11 protein-coding genes are annotated in these 14,764 nt (G+C 57.2%); 5 read left to right on the forward strand and 6 right to left on the reverse strand.

What is annotated here, in order from left to right; translation table 11 throughout:
* Positions 1-99 precede the first annotated feature (99 nt).
* The gene (locus tag DYY88_RS04960) at positions 100-1,632 is read right to left on the reverse strand and encodes a CPBP family intramembrane glutamic endopeptidase (protein WP_039725813.1); all 1,533 of its coding nucleotides are present in this window, start codon (positions 1,630-1,632) and stop codon (positions 100-102) included.
* 629 nt (positions 1,633-2,261) lie between these two features.
* Here DYY88_RS04960 and xdhA point away from each other — a divergent pair.
* Genes xdhA through DYY88_RS04975 form a run of 3 tightly spaced genes read left to right on the forward strand, consistent with a single transcriptional unit; the run spans position 2,262 to position 7,072 of the window.
* Positions 2,262-3,683, forward strand: coding sequence for a xanthine dehydrogenase small subunit (gene xdhA / locus DYY88_RS04965; protein WP_039725815.1), 1,422 nt, complete (start codon positions 2,262-2,264; stop codon positions 3,681-3,683).
* Between the two features lie 14 nt (positions 3,684-3,697).
* On the forward strand, positions 3,698-6,028 hold the full coding sequence (xdhB, locus tag DYY88_RS04970; RefSeq protein ID WP_039725817.1) for a xanthine dehydrogenase molybdopterin binding subunit: 2,331 nt from the start codon (positions 3,698-3,700) through the stop codon (positions 6,026-6,028).
* A 27-nt stretch (positions 6,029-6,055) separates the two neighbouring features.
* Positions 6,056-7,072 carry an XdhC family protein gene (locus DYY88_RS04975; protein WP_039725818.1) on the forward strand — a complete coding sequence of 339 codons (1,017 nt, stop codon included), beginning with the start codon at positions 6,056-6,058 and terminating at the stop codon, positions 7,070-7,072.
* Positions 7,073-7,146: 74 nt separating this feature from the next.
* Here the strand turns inward: DYY88_RS04975 and DYY88_RS04980 are convergent, their stop codons facing one another.
* From DYY88_RS04980 to DYY88_RS04995, 4 genes are all read right to left on the reverse strand, one after another.
* Positions 7,147-7,482 carry a hypothetical protein gene (locus tag DYY88_RS04980; RefSeq protein WP_039725820.1) on the reverse strand — a complete coding sequence of 112 codons (336 nt, stop codon included), beginning with the start codon at positions 7,480-7,482 and terminating at the stop codon, positions 7,147-7,149.
* 547 nt (positions 7,483-8,029) lie between these two features.
* Positions 8,030-8,362 (reverse strand): hypothetical protein, encoded by a 333-nt coding sequence (locus DYY88_RS04985; protein WP_039725822.1) that lies wholly within the window; start codon positions 8,360-8,362, stop codon positions 8,030-8,032.
* A gap of 937 nt (positions 8,363-9,299) precedes the next feature.
* On the reverse strand, positions 9,300-9,809 hold the full coding sequence (locus tag DYY88_RS04990; RefSeq protein ID WP_039725824.1) for a universal stress protein: 510 nt from the start codon (positions 9,807-9,809) through the stop codon (positions 9,300-9,302).
* A 139-nt stretch (positions 9,810-9,948) separates the two neighbouring features.
* Positions 9,949-11,118, reverse strand: coding sequence for a pyridoxal-phosphate-dependent aminotransferase family protein (locus tag DYY88_RS04995; RefSeq protein ID WP_039725826.1), 1,170 nt, complete (start codon positions 11,116-11,118; stop codon positions 9,949-9,951).
* A gap of 129 nt (positions 11,119-11,247) precedes the next feature.
* Between DYY88_RS04995 and DYY88_RS05000 the strand changes: the two genes are divergently transcribed.
* Positions 11,248-11,961 carry a C40 family peptidase gene (locus DYY88_RS05000; RefSeq protein WP_039725829.1) on the forward strand — a complete coding sequence of 238 codons (714 nt, stop codon included), beginning with the start codon at positions 11,248-11,250 and terminating at the stop codon, positions 11,959-11,961.
* A 46-nt stretch (positions 11,962-12,007) separates the two neighbouring features.
* Here the strand turns inward: DYY88_RS05000 and mscL are convergent, their stop codons facing one another.
* Entirely contained in the window at positions 12,008-12,436 is a 429-nt protein-coding gene (mscL, locus tag DYY88_RS05005; RefSeq protein WP_044151070.1) for a large conductance mechanosensitive channel protein MscL, read from the reverse strand.
* A 508-nt stretch (positions 12,437-12,944) separates the two neighbouring features.
* Between mscL and DYY88_RS05010 the strand changes: the two genes are divergently transcribed.
* Positions 12,945-14,711, forward strand: a complete 1,767-nt coding sequence (locus tag DYY88_RS05010) for a SulP family inorganic anion transporter (RefSeq protein ID WP_201278952.1) — start codon at positions 12,945-12,947, stop codon at positions 14,709-14,711.
* The last annotated feature ends 53 nt before the right edge of the window (positions 14,712-14,764 follow it).

Here is a 14,764-nt window from a genome sequence, read left to right on the forward strand (position 1 = left end):
TACGCCACCTGAGTTAAAGCGAGGGGACGGGTCCCTTGTACTCCACCTGAGTTAATCGGTGTTGCCGACAGGGACCCGTCCCCCTAAGGAATCGAGAAACTAGTTAGCGCTGCTGCCGAGGAGAAATAGCCCCAGCATGGTGACGCTATTCCAAGCGCTGTGGAGCAGCATGGGAGCGAGGAGGTTGCGCGATCGCGTGTACACAATCCCCAAGACGCCCCCAAGCACCGCCAAGGGCAATACTTCCGACAGACTGAGGTGGGCGATCGCAAACACCAGGCTACTGACAGCGATCGCGCCGCCGACGGGCATGTAGCGCGTTAGGGAGGGCAGCAAAAAGCCGCGAAAGAGAAACTCCTCAAACAAGGGGGCAGCGACCGAGGCCGTGGTGAAGAAAATCGCTAGCGCGAAGGGATCTTGGGCTTCGAGCACCGTTTGCAACAGCGGATTGCTGCCCCCCTGCCCCTGCCAAATCTGCTGGTTTAGCACCGAGACGGTCAACATCAGCGGCAGCGCCGCAAAGTAGCCGCCCAGCCCCCACAGCCACCAATTACTCCGCAGCTTGAACTTGAACCAGTCCGGCGGCAGGGGTCGATAAGACCGAATCGCAAACCAGAGCACCGCGATCGCTCCGACAGACATCATTAAGTAGTACGTCAGCGCAAACAACGCCTGGCCGCGCGTGCCCGCCCCTGCGAGCACCCCCCGCAGCGGACTGATGACGACCGGCACCACTAACTGCCCCATAAACAAGAAGCCACCGACCACCACAATCCAAATGGTCTCTGCCGACCAGGGCACCTCCCAACCGCGATCGCGATTTTGTGCCAGTAGCGCATCGGCGCCCTTCACTAAGCGCTGAATGCCCAGACCAATGAGCAACAAAATGCCCGTCAAAGCGCCCACTGCCGGAAATACACCCACCGCCGCCAGGGTCAGAATCAATCCTTGAGCCTGGTCCGCCTCAGCTTGTTCTAGCGCGGCCAAGGCAGCTGAGTCTTGGGTGCGTCGATAATATTGCGCCAATGCCCGATTCTGAAACCACCCTTGCAGGGTTGTGCTGATCAGCGCTTCACTATCATCCGGCAGGGAACGGTCATGCCAAAGCGCGTCTAGGGTGTCGGCGGTGCGCCAGAGGCGATCGCCCGTCGCGTGACGAGATTTCACGCCCTCCCAATTGGCTTGGGCAGCCTCAAAGGCTTGCTGCTCCGCCTCCAAAATTCCCAACCGCAGATCGAGCAAATCAAGTAGTTCTGACTGTCCGGCGATCGCATTTTGTAAGCGGGGCGAGACCGAGGCCGCGTCGCCCGCTAAGGCCGCATTTTCATCTAAGGTATTGACGGCGGTGGCCCGCACTGAGGCGTAATTTTTCTGGGCATCCGCAATGGGATCCGCCCCCAACAGATTGCGGCGCAGCGTTGCCACCTGTTCAGCGGGTAAGCCATCGCCCTCCCACGCCGTCGCCTGCAACAACAAATCGGTTTGATACAGCTCTAAGCGGCTTGCGACTTGGGGCTCCTTCCAACTCGCGATGAGGGCACTGCCCATAATCAGGCTGACTAATAAGGTAATGACCACCAACACAATGCGACGAAGGGTGCTGGGAAACTGCGGCGCGAGTTCAGAGTCCATAGAGTTTGGCAAAGTCAATTAAGGCACTGCTTTCCAGAGTAGCGGGTATTCTCTCCCTGAGGGCATGAAGATGCTGAGCCCGGCAACTCTGCACCCAGCCGCCGCTAAATTCGCCCGATATGGTGAATTAGACACCTGACCGAGTGGTGTCCGCCGATCCCTTCCACACGCTGGCCACGAGGGGACAAACGGCATCATCTTCGTAATCTGGATGTGCGATCGCCCTGTTCTTAACAAGAACTTGAAATCAATCAGAAATTTTGGTGCGATCGCTCACGAAGCGCTGTTAAATCATGATTACGCCAGTCAAAGCTCGCACGACCAACATAAGGATAGGCATGTGATTGTTGCCAGTGACTCGTAACGATCGACCACCGCAAGTTCATTATGTCTTACGTCAGTCAAGCGACTGGCAAAAGACGTCATTAACACAGCACCTAATGGCCGAGACAGTTTGGTGTTAGAAGATTCCAGCCTCTTTGTGTCAGATTTCCTATCGCTAAAACGGTCACCCCAGGCCAATATTGTGAGCCACCAGTTCTGTCGTCGATGTTGTGGTCAGAAGTACAGATTTTCCGGCGAACGAAGTTTATTTTAGCTGCGCACTGTTGTTGTTTTCTCTTGAGTGAATGCCCCCTTCTGTCTCTACGACTTCTCTACAATTTACGTTGAATGGAGAACCCCTCTGTCTCCAAGAGGCTTCTCCGACCCAAACGTTATTAAGCTATTTGCGGCAACACGGTTACGTTGGCACCAAAGAAGGCTGTGGCGATGGTGACTGCGGCGCTTGCACGGTGGTCATGGTGGGAGCGGATGCGACCGGGCAGCCCCAGTATCAAGCCGTGAATAGTTGCCTGCTGCCCATCGGCAGTTTAGGCGGGCGGCATATTTACACCGTAGAGGGCATTGCCAACGATCGCCTGCATCCGGTGCAGCAAGCGATGGTCGATTTAGGCGGTTCTCAGTGCGGCTACTGCACCCCAGGATTCATCATGAGCCTGTTTGCGGGCTATTACAGCGATCGCGTGGCCGATGAGGTCACGGTGGAGGGCAATCTCTGTCGCTGTACCGGATATCTGCCCATTCGACGGGCGGCCCAGCGAGTCGCCGCTGAATCTCACGGCGAGGATGATTTTTCTCAAGCCTTAAGTCAAGTGTCACTGCCATTGGCCGCAACGGCTTACAGTGCGCAGGGCCAGCAGTTCTATCGTCCTACCCAGCTGGCAGAAGTCCTCGACCTCTTGCAAGCTCATCCCGACGCCACGTTGGTGGCGGGGTCTACCGATCTGGGATTGGAAATGAGCTGGTATCGCCAGCACTATCCCGTCATGATTGCCCTGGAGGCGGTGGCCGAACTGCATCAGTTGGCACACACTGATGACGCCGTGACCATTGGGGCGGCGGTGCCCCTGAGCCAGATTGAGGAACAGTTGCGGGGCGTGTTTCCGAGTCTGGATGAGATGCTGCATTGGTTTGCGGCGCGGCAGGTACGCAACCGAGCGACGCTGGGCGGTAATTTGGGCACGGCTTCACCCATTGGCGATCTGCCCCCGGTGCTGCTGGCGCTGGATGCGACGATTCAAGTGGCGAGTGCGGCAGGTTCGCGCGAAATTGCGATCGCGGACTTTTTCAAAGGGTATCGCGTCACTGATTTGCGGACGGGCGAGGTGATCGTGGCGATTACGATTCCCAAGACGCCACAGATCGCGGTGACTCGCCGACTCAGCCAATCGTACAAAATCGGTAAGCGGGGCACGGACGACATCAGCATCGTGGCGGCAGCCTACCGGATTGATTTAGACACGCAAAACCGGGTCGTGGCAGCACGGTTAGCCTATGGTGGCGTGGCGGCGACGCCGATTCGTGCGATCGCCGTCGAAGAGTGGCTCATCGGTCAACCCTGGACGTTAGCAACGGTGTTAGCGGCGAAAGAACAGCTGCGATCGGCCTTTACGCCGATGAGTGACTTGCGGGGGAGTGCGGACTATCGCAATCGCTTGATTGCCAATCTATTCGAAAAGTTCTTTGTGGAATTCAATAATTGCGAGTAAGGGAAATTGCAGGCATGAGTAACCGGGATCGACGACAAAGCCATGAAAGCGCGATCGGCCATGTGACCGGCAAGGCGGTGTATACCGATGATCAGCGCCCACCGTTCGGCTTGTTATCGCTGTATCCGGTGCTGTCGCCCCATGCCCGCGCCCGCATTTTGACCCTGGAAACAGCCGCCGCTCGGGCCGTGTCGGGAGTCGTAACGGTGCTAACCGCTGCCGACATTCCCGGACAGAACAATACCGGGGTGATTCGGGCGGATGAGCCGCTGTTGCCCACCGATGAGGTGAGCTATTGGGGGCAGCCGGTAGTCTGGGTTGTAGGTGAAACGGAGCACGCGGCCCGCCTCGGGGCGGAGCAAATCTGCATTGAATATGAGCCACTGCCCGCGCTGGTGTCGGTGGCGGACGCGATCGCAGCAGAGAGCTTTCACAGTGCGCCGGATGTGTGTCGCCGGGGCGATCCCGAGGCGGCGATGGCGACGGCAGAGCATGTGCTGACGGGCGAAGTCGTCATGGGCGGACAAGATCACTTCTATCTTGAAACCCAGGCCGCATGGGTGCTACCGGCCACCGACGGCACTTATCAGGTCTATTCCTCGACCCAGCATCCCAACTCAACGCAGACGGCGGTGGCCGACGTGCTGAAACTGCGGCTCAATCAAGTCGTTGTGACTTGTTTGCGCATGGGCGGAGCCTTTGGCGGCAAAGAGTCCCAGGCCAATCCGTTAGCGGCGATCGCGGCCCTGGCAGCCCACAAAACCGGACGTCCAGCGCGGGTCAGCTTCCGTCGCCATCAGGACATGATCGTGACGGGTAAACGTCACGGCTTTGTGGGGCGCTATCAAGTGGGGTGCGATCGCGATGGCACTCTGAAAGCTCTAGTGCTGAAGCTTTACAGCGATGCGGGCTGGAGCCTGGATCTTTCCCCTCCAGTGCTGCTGCGGGCGATGCTGCACGCCGACAACGCCTACTACATTCCCCATGTGGACTTCAAAGGCTATCTGACCAAAACGAATCGGGTGTCGAATACGGCCTTTCGCGGCTTTGGCGGCCCTCAGGGCATGATGGTAATCGAAGACGTGATCGACCATGTGGCCCGCACCGTCGGTCGCCCGCCTCACGAAGTGCGTGAGCTGAACTTTTATCGGGGCGAGGGCGACAGCAACACCACCCACTACGGGCAAGTGCTGGTGGATAACCGGATTCAGCGGGTGTGGTCAGAGGTGAAAACCAATGCCCGCTATGATGAGCGGCACGAAAAAATTGCCGAGTTCAATCACCACAGTCCCCATCGCAAGCGCGGCCTCGCCATCACCCCAGTGAAGTTCGGCATTTCCTTTAACAAAAAGGTCTACAACCAGGCCGGGGCGCTGGTGCTGATCTACACCGACGGCAGCATTCAGCTTAATCATGGCGGCACCGAAATGGGCCAGGGCTTGCACACCAAGATGCAACAAGTGGCGGCGCGATCGCTGGGAATACCGAGCGATCGCATTCGCATGATGCACACCAGCACCGACAAAGTGCCCAACACCTCGGCCACCGCTGCTTCCAGCGGTTCTGACTTGAACGGTCAGGCGGTGAAAGACGCCTGCGAAACCCTGAAAGCTCGCCTGCGTCCCGTCGCGGCGGAACTCTTGGGCTTAGACGGTCCCGAAGAAATGGTGTTTGCCGAGGACCATATTTACTGTTTGACTGCGCCCCACCTGCGGGTGCCCTTTACCGAGGTCGTGCAGGCCGCTTATAACGCTCGCATTTCCCTGGCGGCGACGGGCTTCTATCGCACTCCCAACATTAGCTGGGACCCCGAAACCTACAGCGGGCAACCATTTTACTACTTTGCCTATGGGGCGGCGGTGAGCGAAGTCGAGGTGGATGGCTTTACGGGCACCTTTAAGCTGCGGCAGGTGGATATCGTCCATGACGTGGGGGCATCGCTGAATCCACTGGTGGATCTGGGGCAGGTGGAAGGCGGCTTTGTGCAGGGGCTGGGCTGGCTCACCATGGAAGAACTGGTGTGGGACGACGAGGGCCGCCTGCGCACCTTTGCCCCCAGCACGTACAAAATTCCCACCATTAGCGAAGTGCCCGAAGCCTTCCACGTTCACTTGTTGGAGCGGGCGTCGCAAAACGGCACCATTTACGGCAGCAAAGCCGTGGGGGAACCGCCGTTTATGTTGGCGTTCTCGGTACGGGAGGCCATGCGAGCGGCGATCGCCGCCTTTGGCGATGAGCCTGCTTGGGCGCCGCTCACCTCGCCCGCCACACCAGAAGCGACGTTGGATGCGATCGACGCCATCCGCCAGCCCCTCGCTCAGGCAACGGCTTCCATCGCGAGTTAATCCCGTCGTTTTCCACCTCCAATCTGAATGTCGACGAGTTTGCAATTTTTTCAGCGGGTGGCGACAGCGTTGACTCGTGGCCCCGTCGCGATCGCTACCGTCATCCATACCAATGGCTCCACCCCGCGCGAGGTCGGGGCTAAATTGATGCTCGCCAGCGACGGCGATGCTTGGGGCACCATTGGCGGCGGCGCGGGGGAAGCCAAAGTGTTGCGCCAGGCCCAAACGGTCTTGCAGACGGGGCAACCCCAAACGGTTGCGATCGATCTGTCCGGTGCGCCCCATCGGGAAATTCAAGGCATTTGTGGCGGTCACATGCAGGTATGGGTCGCGCGGTGGCAGGGGGAGAGAGCGATCTCGATCGCCCAACAAATTGTGGAATCCTTAACTCGCGGCACCGCCGTTACCCTCACCCTTCCTCTTAATGCCGAGGAATCGCCGACCGTGGCCCCCGTTGAGCCTCATACCGTCACGGCAATCCATTCCCCAGAGCAGTTTCAGGAAACGCTGCTGCCGTCGCCACTGTTGCTCATTGTCGGCGCGGGACATTGCGGCATACAACTCGCACAAGTCGCCCACCTGGCCGGATTTCGCATCATGGTGCAGGACGAGCGCCCCGAGTGGGCCAGTCCCGACAACTTTCCCCAGGCGGAGCAGTTGTTTCATGAGCCGATAGGGAAAGTGATGGGGGCGATCGCCCACTACAGCCAGCTCTACGCGGCTCTCGTCACGCGCGGCATCGACTACGACCTGCCCGCCCTGCAAGCCCTCATCACCCGCCAGCCCCCCTGCACCTACCTCGGCATGATCGGCAGTCAAAAGCGTGTGACCAAAGCCCTCCAAGCGCTGCAATCCCAGGGCATCGATTCTCGGCAAATCCCCACGCTACACGCCCCCATCGGCCTCGACATCGGTGCCCTCACCCCCGAAGAAATCGCCATCAGCATTTGCAGCGAGTTGATTATGGTGCGGCGCGGCGGCACGGGTCAGCCTCTATCCGTCAGCGCCAAAGCCACTCTAGTCAGGTCAGCAGGCACTCATTAGGTTGCGAGAATTAGCGAGTGCCTGATAACCCCAGTTCAGTTTCTGACTTTCAAATCTGTAGCAAAGGTCGGCTGCTAGGCGGCGTCTCTCACAGCCCTCTCTTCGCGCACTGAAAACTCTGGCAGAGCCATTGCTGATGTTGACATCGCCTCAGTCTCAATTTGAGCGTAGTTACGACACCGAATATCCACCCACAACTGATAAGAGCTACCGGCAGCCGCAATTAGCGTCTGATAGTCTCTGCCCAATGCACAAGCTACTTGATAAGCCTTGTCGCGATCGCGGCTAGGAAAGGTTCGCGCTAATGACATGATGAGGTTTTGGTACAAAAGCGCTTCGCGAATTTCGCGACCGTCGTAATACTTAAAGACGTTCAACTGGAAGGCGGGACACACAAATGGATAGGCCATGAAACCGAGAACATGTCAGCAAAGAACATAACGGCATAGGTAAAAGAATATTTATTTGTAAATAACTATAGATAAATCTTTGGCGAGAGATAATCAACCTTTCGGTAGAAACTCATCAGCCATTAGATAGATAGGGTTGCCTGATTTGAGGCAGTTACTCTTGCAATTCCTAATTTTTGCAAGACATGAGTGGCTGAAGTGTGGCTTGCCGACAGCCTTGAATCAAGTTACTGGGTGAACTACCGACATGGGTTGTTGCCTTTTTGCCATTTGTAGTGCACGGGGCCGATCGCGACTCAATACCCCGCTGGCGAAGGATGCCCCGGGACAGGCTGAGCGTGGAGCGATCGCGTTCTGTCTAGGGTCAGGCGGGAAAAGAGACCGACTTGGCAAGTAGGGCGGAAGCAGGTGTGCAGCGATCGCCCCCACCTTGACAGCCTGAGACATCGCCCCAGCCCATAAATACAGAATCCCCCTGCGAGCCAAAATGGAGGAAGGGGGAGGGAGTCGGCATCATTGAGTTTTCAAAGCAGTCGATAAGGCCACGCTAAGCCACATCTCGCGACCATGGCCCTTGATGAATCGAAGCCACCGGACGCGCTACAGCAGACTCAGTTACGCGGGCCAGAACTTGAGAGTAGTCACGACAACGGATATCGACCCACACCTGATAACTGCTACCGTCGGCAGCGATGACAGTTTGATAATGCTGCCCAAGTGCCGAGGCAAAGCGATACGCCACATCGCGATCGCTGGCAGAAAAGCGCTTAGCCAGGGTCATGATGAGGTTTTGATACATCGTGGCTTCCCGAATTTCACCGTGATTGTAAAACTTGAAGCGCTTGAGCTGGAAAGCGGGACAAACGAAAGGTAGGGGCATAGGGAACAAACTTTAGACAAAAATGTAATTATTGATACGTAAACAATTGTAAATAAATCTCTGGCGGATATCAATTGTTTTAATTGAGACTGTCGAAGTTGATGGGTTCAAAAAAGTTGGCCTCGACAAAGGCCGAAGGAACTTACCTGAGTCAACAGTCCAAAAGCGCTTCTCAGAAATAGTTTCACGCTTCCACAGCAGCTTGAGCATCTTTTCAAGAACACCAGCCGCTCCTGAGCCAGAAGAGTTAGAGTTGTATTATTTGTTTATCCGTGCCGACCAGCCGCGGATAAATCAACTGCTGCGTCCAGGTATTTTGCCGACTTCAGTCTGTCGTCTATAGGTCATACCAATCGTCCATGACGCTGGCGCGACATCCCCAACGATAAACAGGTGCGATCTCTGGGGTGTTAGGAACCGGGTGCCTATTCGACTCAGCCGCTAACCCGCAATTATCAAGGCACCCGGTCCCTGGCAGGGTCTATTTTTAGAGCAGCGGCCCATGACGCTGACGCGCCACTCCAAACAATGAAAACCGGGAATATCTCGGAGGCACTAGGGGACGGGTCCCTTTGGGAACCAGGACGATACCGCTAGAAGCAGCACAAGAGACCCGTCCCCTGACGGGGCGATCGGGGCGCTATTTTCAGAGCAATTCTTCTGAAGCAGGACGACAAAACCCGTGACTTCAAAGCCTCTCTCCTTTTCTTGAATGCCCCTTGGGCTATAGCTTGGGAGCGAGGTTGGGGAGAGGGCCAAGCGTATAGGTAAAGTACAGAACGCAGAATATGGGCAGCGCGGACATCTGACTCACGGGTTATCCAACGACCCTTGAGACGACTGGAGTAATTCATCCGAGCATCCGAGAGCTGGCTAAGGTGAATTCTGCCGCGATCGCCAACTGCCCCAACCCACAGACCGACGACTCCTCGTGGTTTTAGCCCTGAGTCGCGATCGCCGGTGAGGCGGCTTTGACGACGACAACTGAACAGCCCGCATGGTGCATCACATAGTTGCTGACGCTGCCGATCCACAGTTCTGAGATGCCAGAACGATTGTGGCGACCAATGACGATTAGGTCAGCGGGCCAGTCCTGGGCGATCTGACAAATTTGCCGCCCCGGATCACCAACGGCCTGCGTCCATTCGGTGGCGACGCCATGGTCTTTTTGAATCTGATTGGCCTGCTCGTCTAGCGCTTGCTGGTTGGCTTTTTGATCGAGCTGCCACTGACCGATGTACAGCTGAAAGGTATCCACATTCACCGCTGAGTGCATACCGTCGGCCGTCATATACATCGGGTTGGGGTAGCCGGACTCGGGCGGCAATAGTACATGCAGCAGATTGAGCGTGGCTTTACTGGGAGCAGCGATCGCGATCGCTTCCTGCATCACTTTGGCGTTGATCGCCGTTTCTTCGCTCAGAGCAACCAGAATTCTTTGGTACATACGCAATCACTCAGGGGAATGGGGCAGGGGGAGCAGGGGAGAGCGGGAGAGCCAGAGGCATCAGGGGCCAAGTGATCCGTTTGTCGTTCTGAGGCTTGGGTGCCAAACCGCTCGCCTACTCGCCATTAATGCAACGGCTTTAAAGCGATGAATGCAGCACTTTTTCCAGGGTGGTGAGTAGGGTTTCGGCGCGATCGCGGTGACTGTTAGCTCCCATGAGGCCGACGCGCCACACTTGACCGGCCAATTCACCCAGGCCGCCACCAATTTCGATGTTGTGTTCTAGCAGCAAGGTCCGCGCTACCGCTTTGGCATCCACGCCGTCGGGCACGCGCACCGTGGTGAGGGTGGGCAGGCGATAGGCGCGATCGACATGGCAGCTCAGGCCGATAGATTCCAGCCCCTCCCAGAAAAATTCCGCCGTGTCTTGGTGGCGTTGCCAACGGTTTTCTAACCCTTCTTCCGCCAGCAGGCGCAGGGCTTCGCGCAGGGCAAAGGTGAGATTAACGGGCGCTGTGTGGTGATAGACGCGATCGCGGCCCCAATATTTCCGCAGCAGGCCCGCATCGAGATACCAGTTGGCGACGGGGGTTTGGCGCTGCTCCATTTTGGCCACGGCTCGCGGCCCCATGGTAAAAGGCGATACGCCCGGCGGGCAGCTCAACCCCTTTTGGCTACAGCTATAGGCCAAATCCACTTGCCACTCATCCAAAAAGATCGGCACGCCCCCCAAACTGGTGACGGTGTCGATAATCAGCAAGCAGTCAAACTCGCGGCAGAGGGCACCCACACCTTCGATGGGTTGGCGAGCGCCGGTGGAGGTTTCCGCATGTACCAACGCCAACACGGCAGGGCGATGTTCTTCCAACCCCGCGCGAATGGTGTCGAGGGAAAAGACTTGGCCCCAGCTTTGATGCATCGTGCGCACATCCGCGCCATAACGGCCCGCCATATCCACCAGCCGGTGACCAAAATAGCCCATGACGCCTACGAGCACGCGATCGCCCGGTTCAACCACGTTAGCTAAGGTCGCTTCCATCGCCGCTGATCCGGTGCCCGGCACGGGATAGGTGAGCTCGTTGTCGGTTTGCCAGGTGTAGCGCAGCAAGTCTTGCACCTCGTCCATCATTTGCAAATAGGCGGGATCAAGGTGGCCGATGGGCTGGCAATTCATCGCTGCCACGACTGTGGCCTCAGCATTCGATGGCCCTGGCCCCAACAGCAACCGCTCGGGCACTTGCAGCGGCGCTAGGGATAACTTGTGGGCAGCGTTTACTTTGGAGGTGTTTAGCGGCAAGGTTGATGTCATAGCAGGCAATTAATTAATGTCTGAGCGCTCTTCTATAATTTTCCATTGTCGGTTGGGACGGCAGCGATCGCGCCAAAATTCCAACAGATATTTGCGTAAAGTAACTTTTTGCACAGACAGGAGAAAGTGATGGTGCTGCTAGCCACGCTACAGCTAGAGACCGAATATCAGTGCCAGACGGCCCTCGACCTGTGCAAGTCACCGACGGATACAGGGCTCGTGACCCAAGCGGCCGCGGGCCGACACCTGCGCCTGATGTCTTTGCCCCAAGCGCATGACCCCGCGATCGCGGTCTGCCTGTGCGAAGACGACTATCCTGGCTGGTTACCCGTGACGGCCTTAGAGTCGCTGCAAGTCGCAGCTCAGCCCTACCAGGCTCCTGAGTGGACGGCGGCAGCGATCGCGGCCCAAATTCCCGCCATCATCCACTTCACCCAAGCCGCTATGGCACAGCCCAACACCTATCTCTGGGGCGGCACCGTGGGGCCAAACTTTGACTGCTCGGGCCTGATGCAAACCGCTTTTGCCGCCTCCGGCATTCGCCTACCTCGCGACTCGTATCAACAAGAAGAGTTTGTCGAGGCGGTGGAGCTAAATGACTTACAACCAGGGGATCTCTTGTTTTTTGGGCGGGGCGATCGGCCCAACCACGTAGCCCTGTACCTCGGCGACGGTCGCTACATCCACAGTTCCGGTCGAGATCAGGGCCGCAACGGCATCGGCATCGACTCAATTACCGATTTGAGCGATCGCATTAGCGCCACGTATCATCAGCAACTGCGCGGGGCCGGGCGCGTGATGCGCAGCTATCAGCCTCAGGGGCAACCGATGGCATGTCGGTAGCCCCGACAACGTGAGGTCATGACTGTCACTGCTCAGGCGAATCCGGTTAGAGTTTACGCTCCATGACTTCGGTCAGCTGCGCCAAGGTATCGTTCAGCTTTTCCTCGACACTGGGTTCGGCAGCCGCTTCCACTTCTTCTTTGCGCTTGGCGCGTTCAAAGAGCCGCACCATGACAAAAATGACAAAGGCGATCACGATAAAATTCACTACCGCCGAGAGAAACAGTCCATACTTCACGCCATTGGCCGACAGCTCAGCAATGTCTTCCACCCCAGCAGCGGATAGTGCTGGGGTCAAAATCACCGGGGTCACAATGTCGGCGATGAACGAATTGACCACTGCGCCAAAGGCTCCACCAATAATTACCGCCACGGCCAGATCAACGACGTTGCCCCGCATCAAAAAAGCTTGAAAGTCTCGCATAAATCCGCCTGCCGAGTTGACGGCACGGTTACGAGCTTGCTGATTAGCCATACGATGGAATCTCCTGAATGTCGAAACACTGCTTTTTCAAGCGTTTTGGGCATCATCATACAGTGCTGCCAGCGGCTGCTCAATCATTGAGATAGAAAACCCTGCAAACCCTTTCCAGAAGATGGTTCGCGCAATCTGTGAGGGTTAACATAGGCGACAACGAGGACGCCATGGTCAGGGCCAGCCACCAGCGTGGGAACGGCATGATTGTTGCGGGTTTACCTGGGTGCGCAAAGCAGCATTCTCACTGGCTTACGGCAGCCAAGCTGGCGCCTCCTCAGCCCGTCTATTACGCCAACGTAAACAAGTACGAATTTTATTCACGCCGTATCAAGAAACCTCTCAAAGCCCCTCGACTGTGCTGGGTTACACATACATTGCAAGAACCTGAGCCTTAAAACGGGCCAGTAGATACAGGTGCCTTTGCCCTGTCCGCCGTTGGGGATCGCCGCAGCGTTATCGCAATTCTGGCTGCTGTTGATCCGTTGGCTTTCCACTCTTCATCACTATGCAAATATTCCAACCCCTCCGTCTTCACAACTTGCGGGGCGATTTGTTTGGCGGACTCACCGCTGCCATTGTCGCGTTGCCCCTCGCCTTAGCCTTTGGGGTGGCGTCTGGGGCTGGCCCCACCGCGGGCCTATACGGGGCGATCTTGACCGGCTTTTTTGCCGCCCTCTTTGGGGGCACGCCGGCCCAAGTCACCGGCCCCACTGGCCCCATGACCGTGGTCATGGCCACGGTGTTTACTAAACTCATTGCCCAGAACCCCGAACACGGCTTGGCGATGGCCTTTACCGCCGTCATGCTGAGCGGAGTCTTCCAAATCTTGTTTGGCATTTTGCGATTAGGGCAATTCATCACGCTCATGCCCTACTCGGTGATCTCCGGCTTTATGTCGGGGATCGGGGTCATTATCGTCACCTTACAAATTGCCCCGCTGTTGGGGCATCCCGCCTCTAGTGGGGTGGTGCCAGCGCTGCAGCAACTGCCAACGGTGCTGGCTCATCCGGAGCCCACAGCAGCAGGACTCGGCATTTTGACCTTGATGATTGTGTTTGGCTGGCCCAAGCATCTCGCCCGGATTGTCCCTTCGCCATTAGTCGCGCTAATTTTTTGCACCGCTTTGTCGGTCCTGGTGTTCGGCGGCAGTGAGATTGCCCGCATCGGCGAAATTCCCCAAGGGCTGCCCCAGATTCAGTGGCCCCGGCTCAACGTGAATCAGCTGAAATCGATTGTGGGTTACGGCCTGATGTTGGCGATTTTGGGAGCGATCGATTCCCTCTTGACCTCGCTAGTGGCCGACAACATTACCCGCACTCGCCACAACTCCGAAAAGGAACTCATTGGCCAGGGCATCGGCAACCTGCTGTCCGGCTTGTTTGGGGGCTTGCCAGGGGCGGGGGCCACCATGCGCACAGTCATTAACGTCCATGCGGGGGGACAAACGCGCCTGTCGGGCATGTTTCATGCGCTGGTGCTGTTAAGCATCGTGCTCTGGGCTGGGGGCATTACGTCGCAAATTCCCCATGCGGTGCTGGCGGGCATCTTGATCAAAGTCGGCATGCGCATCATCGACTGGGACTTTTTGTGGCGGGTCTGTCAGGTTTCCACCCGCGCCACGGTCGTCACCTATGGCGTGCTGTTGTTGACGGTGTTTGTGGATCTGATTACCGCCGTGGCAGTGGGGGCGTTTGTCGCCAATATTCTGACCATTCAGCGGTTGACCAGTCTGCAAATTGAAAAAGTGCGGGCAGTGCAGCACCCAGCCGATGATCCCGAGGTCTCGCTCACACCAGAAGAGGCACACCTGCTGCAGCAGGCGCGAGGGCGCGTGTTGCTGATTCAAATCAGTGGGCCGATGAGCTATGGGGCGGCGCGGACGATCGCGTTTCATATGGGCCGCAGTCATGAAGCGATCATCCTCGATTTGAGTCAGGTCCCGCTGATTGGGGTGACGGCTTCCCTGACGGTTGAAAAGGAAGTGAAAGCAGCGCGGCAGCAACGACAGCGAGAAATTTATATCGTGGGGGCTCAGGGGCAAGTGGCCGATCGCTTGCGGCGATTCAAAGTCCACAATGCCCTACCGAGCAACCACTTTTTGCCCACGTGCTATCGAGCGTTGACGCTGGCGTTAGAGACTCTGGGTGAAGACATCACCTCAGTGAACTTTGTGAATCCGCCGTTTTGTCACTTGCCGCCCTATCCAATGATGACGGCATCTGCAGCAGCCCCCGCCCAGGAGGAAGTTGCGTCGTCTCAGGCCATTTCCTGAATAACTGACAAAAGTTGCTCTTGTAGGTTGGGTAGAACGAAGTGAAACCCAAC

This window comes from Leptolyngbya iicbica LK, assembly GCF_004212215.1.
Classification (GTDB): Bacteria; Cyanobacteriota; Cyanobacteriia; order Phormidesmidales; family Phormidesmidaceae; genus Halomicronema; species Halomicronema iicbica.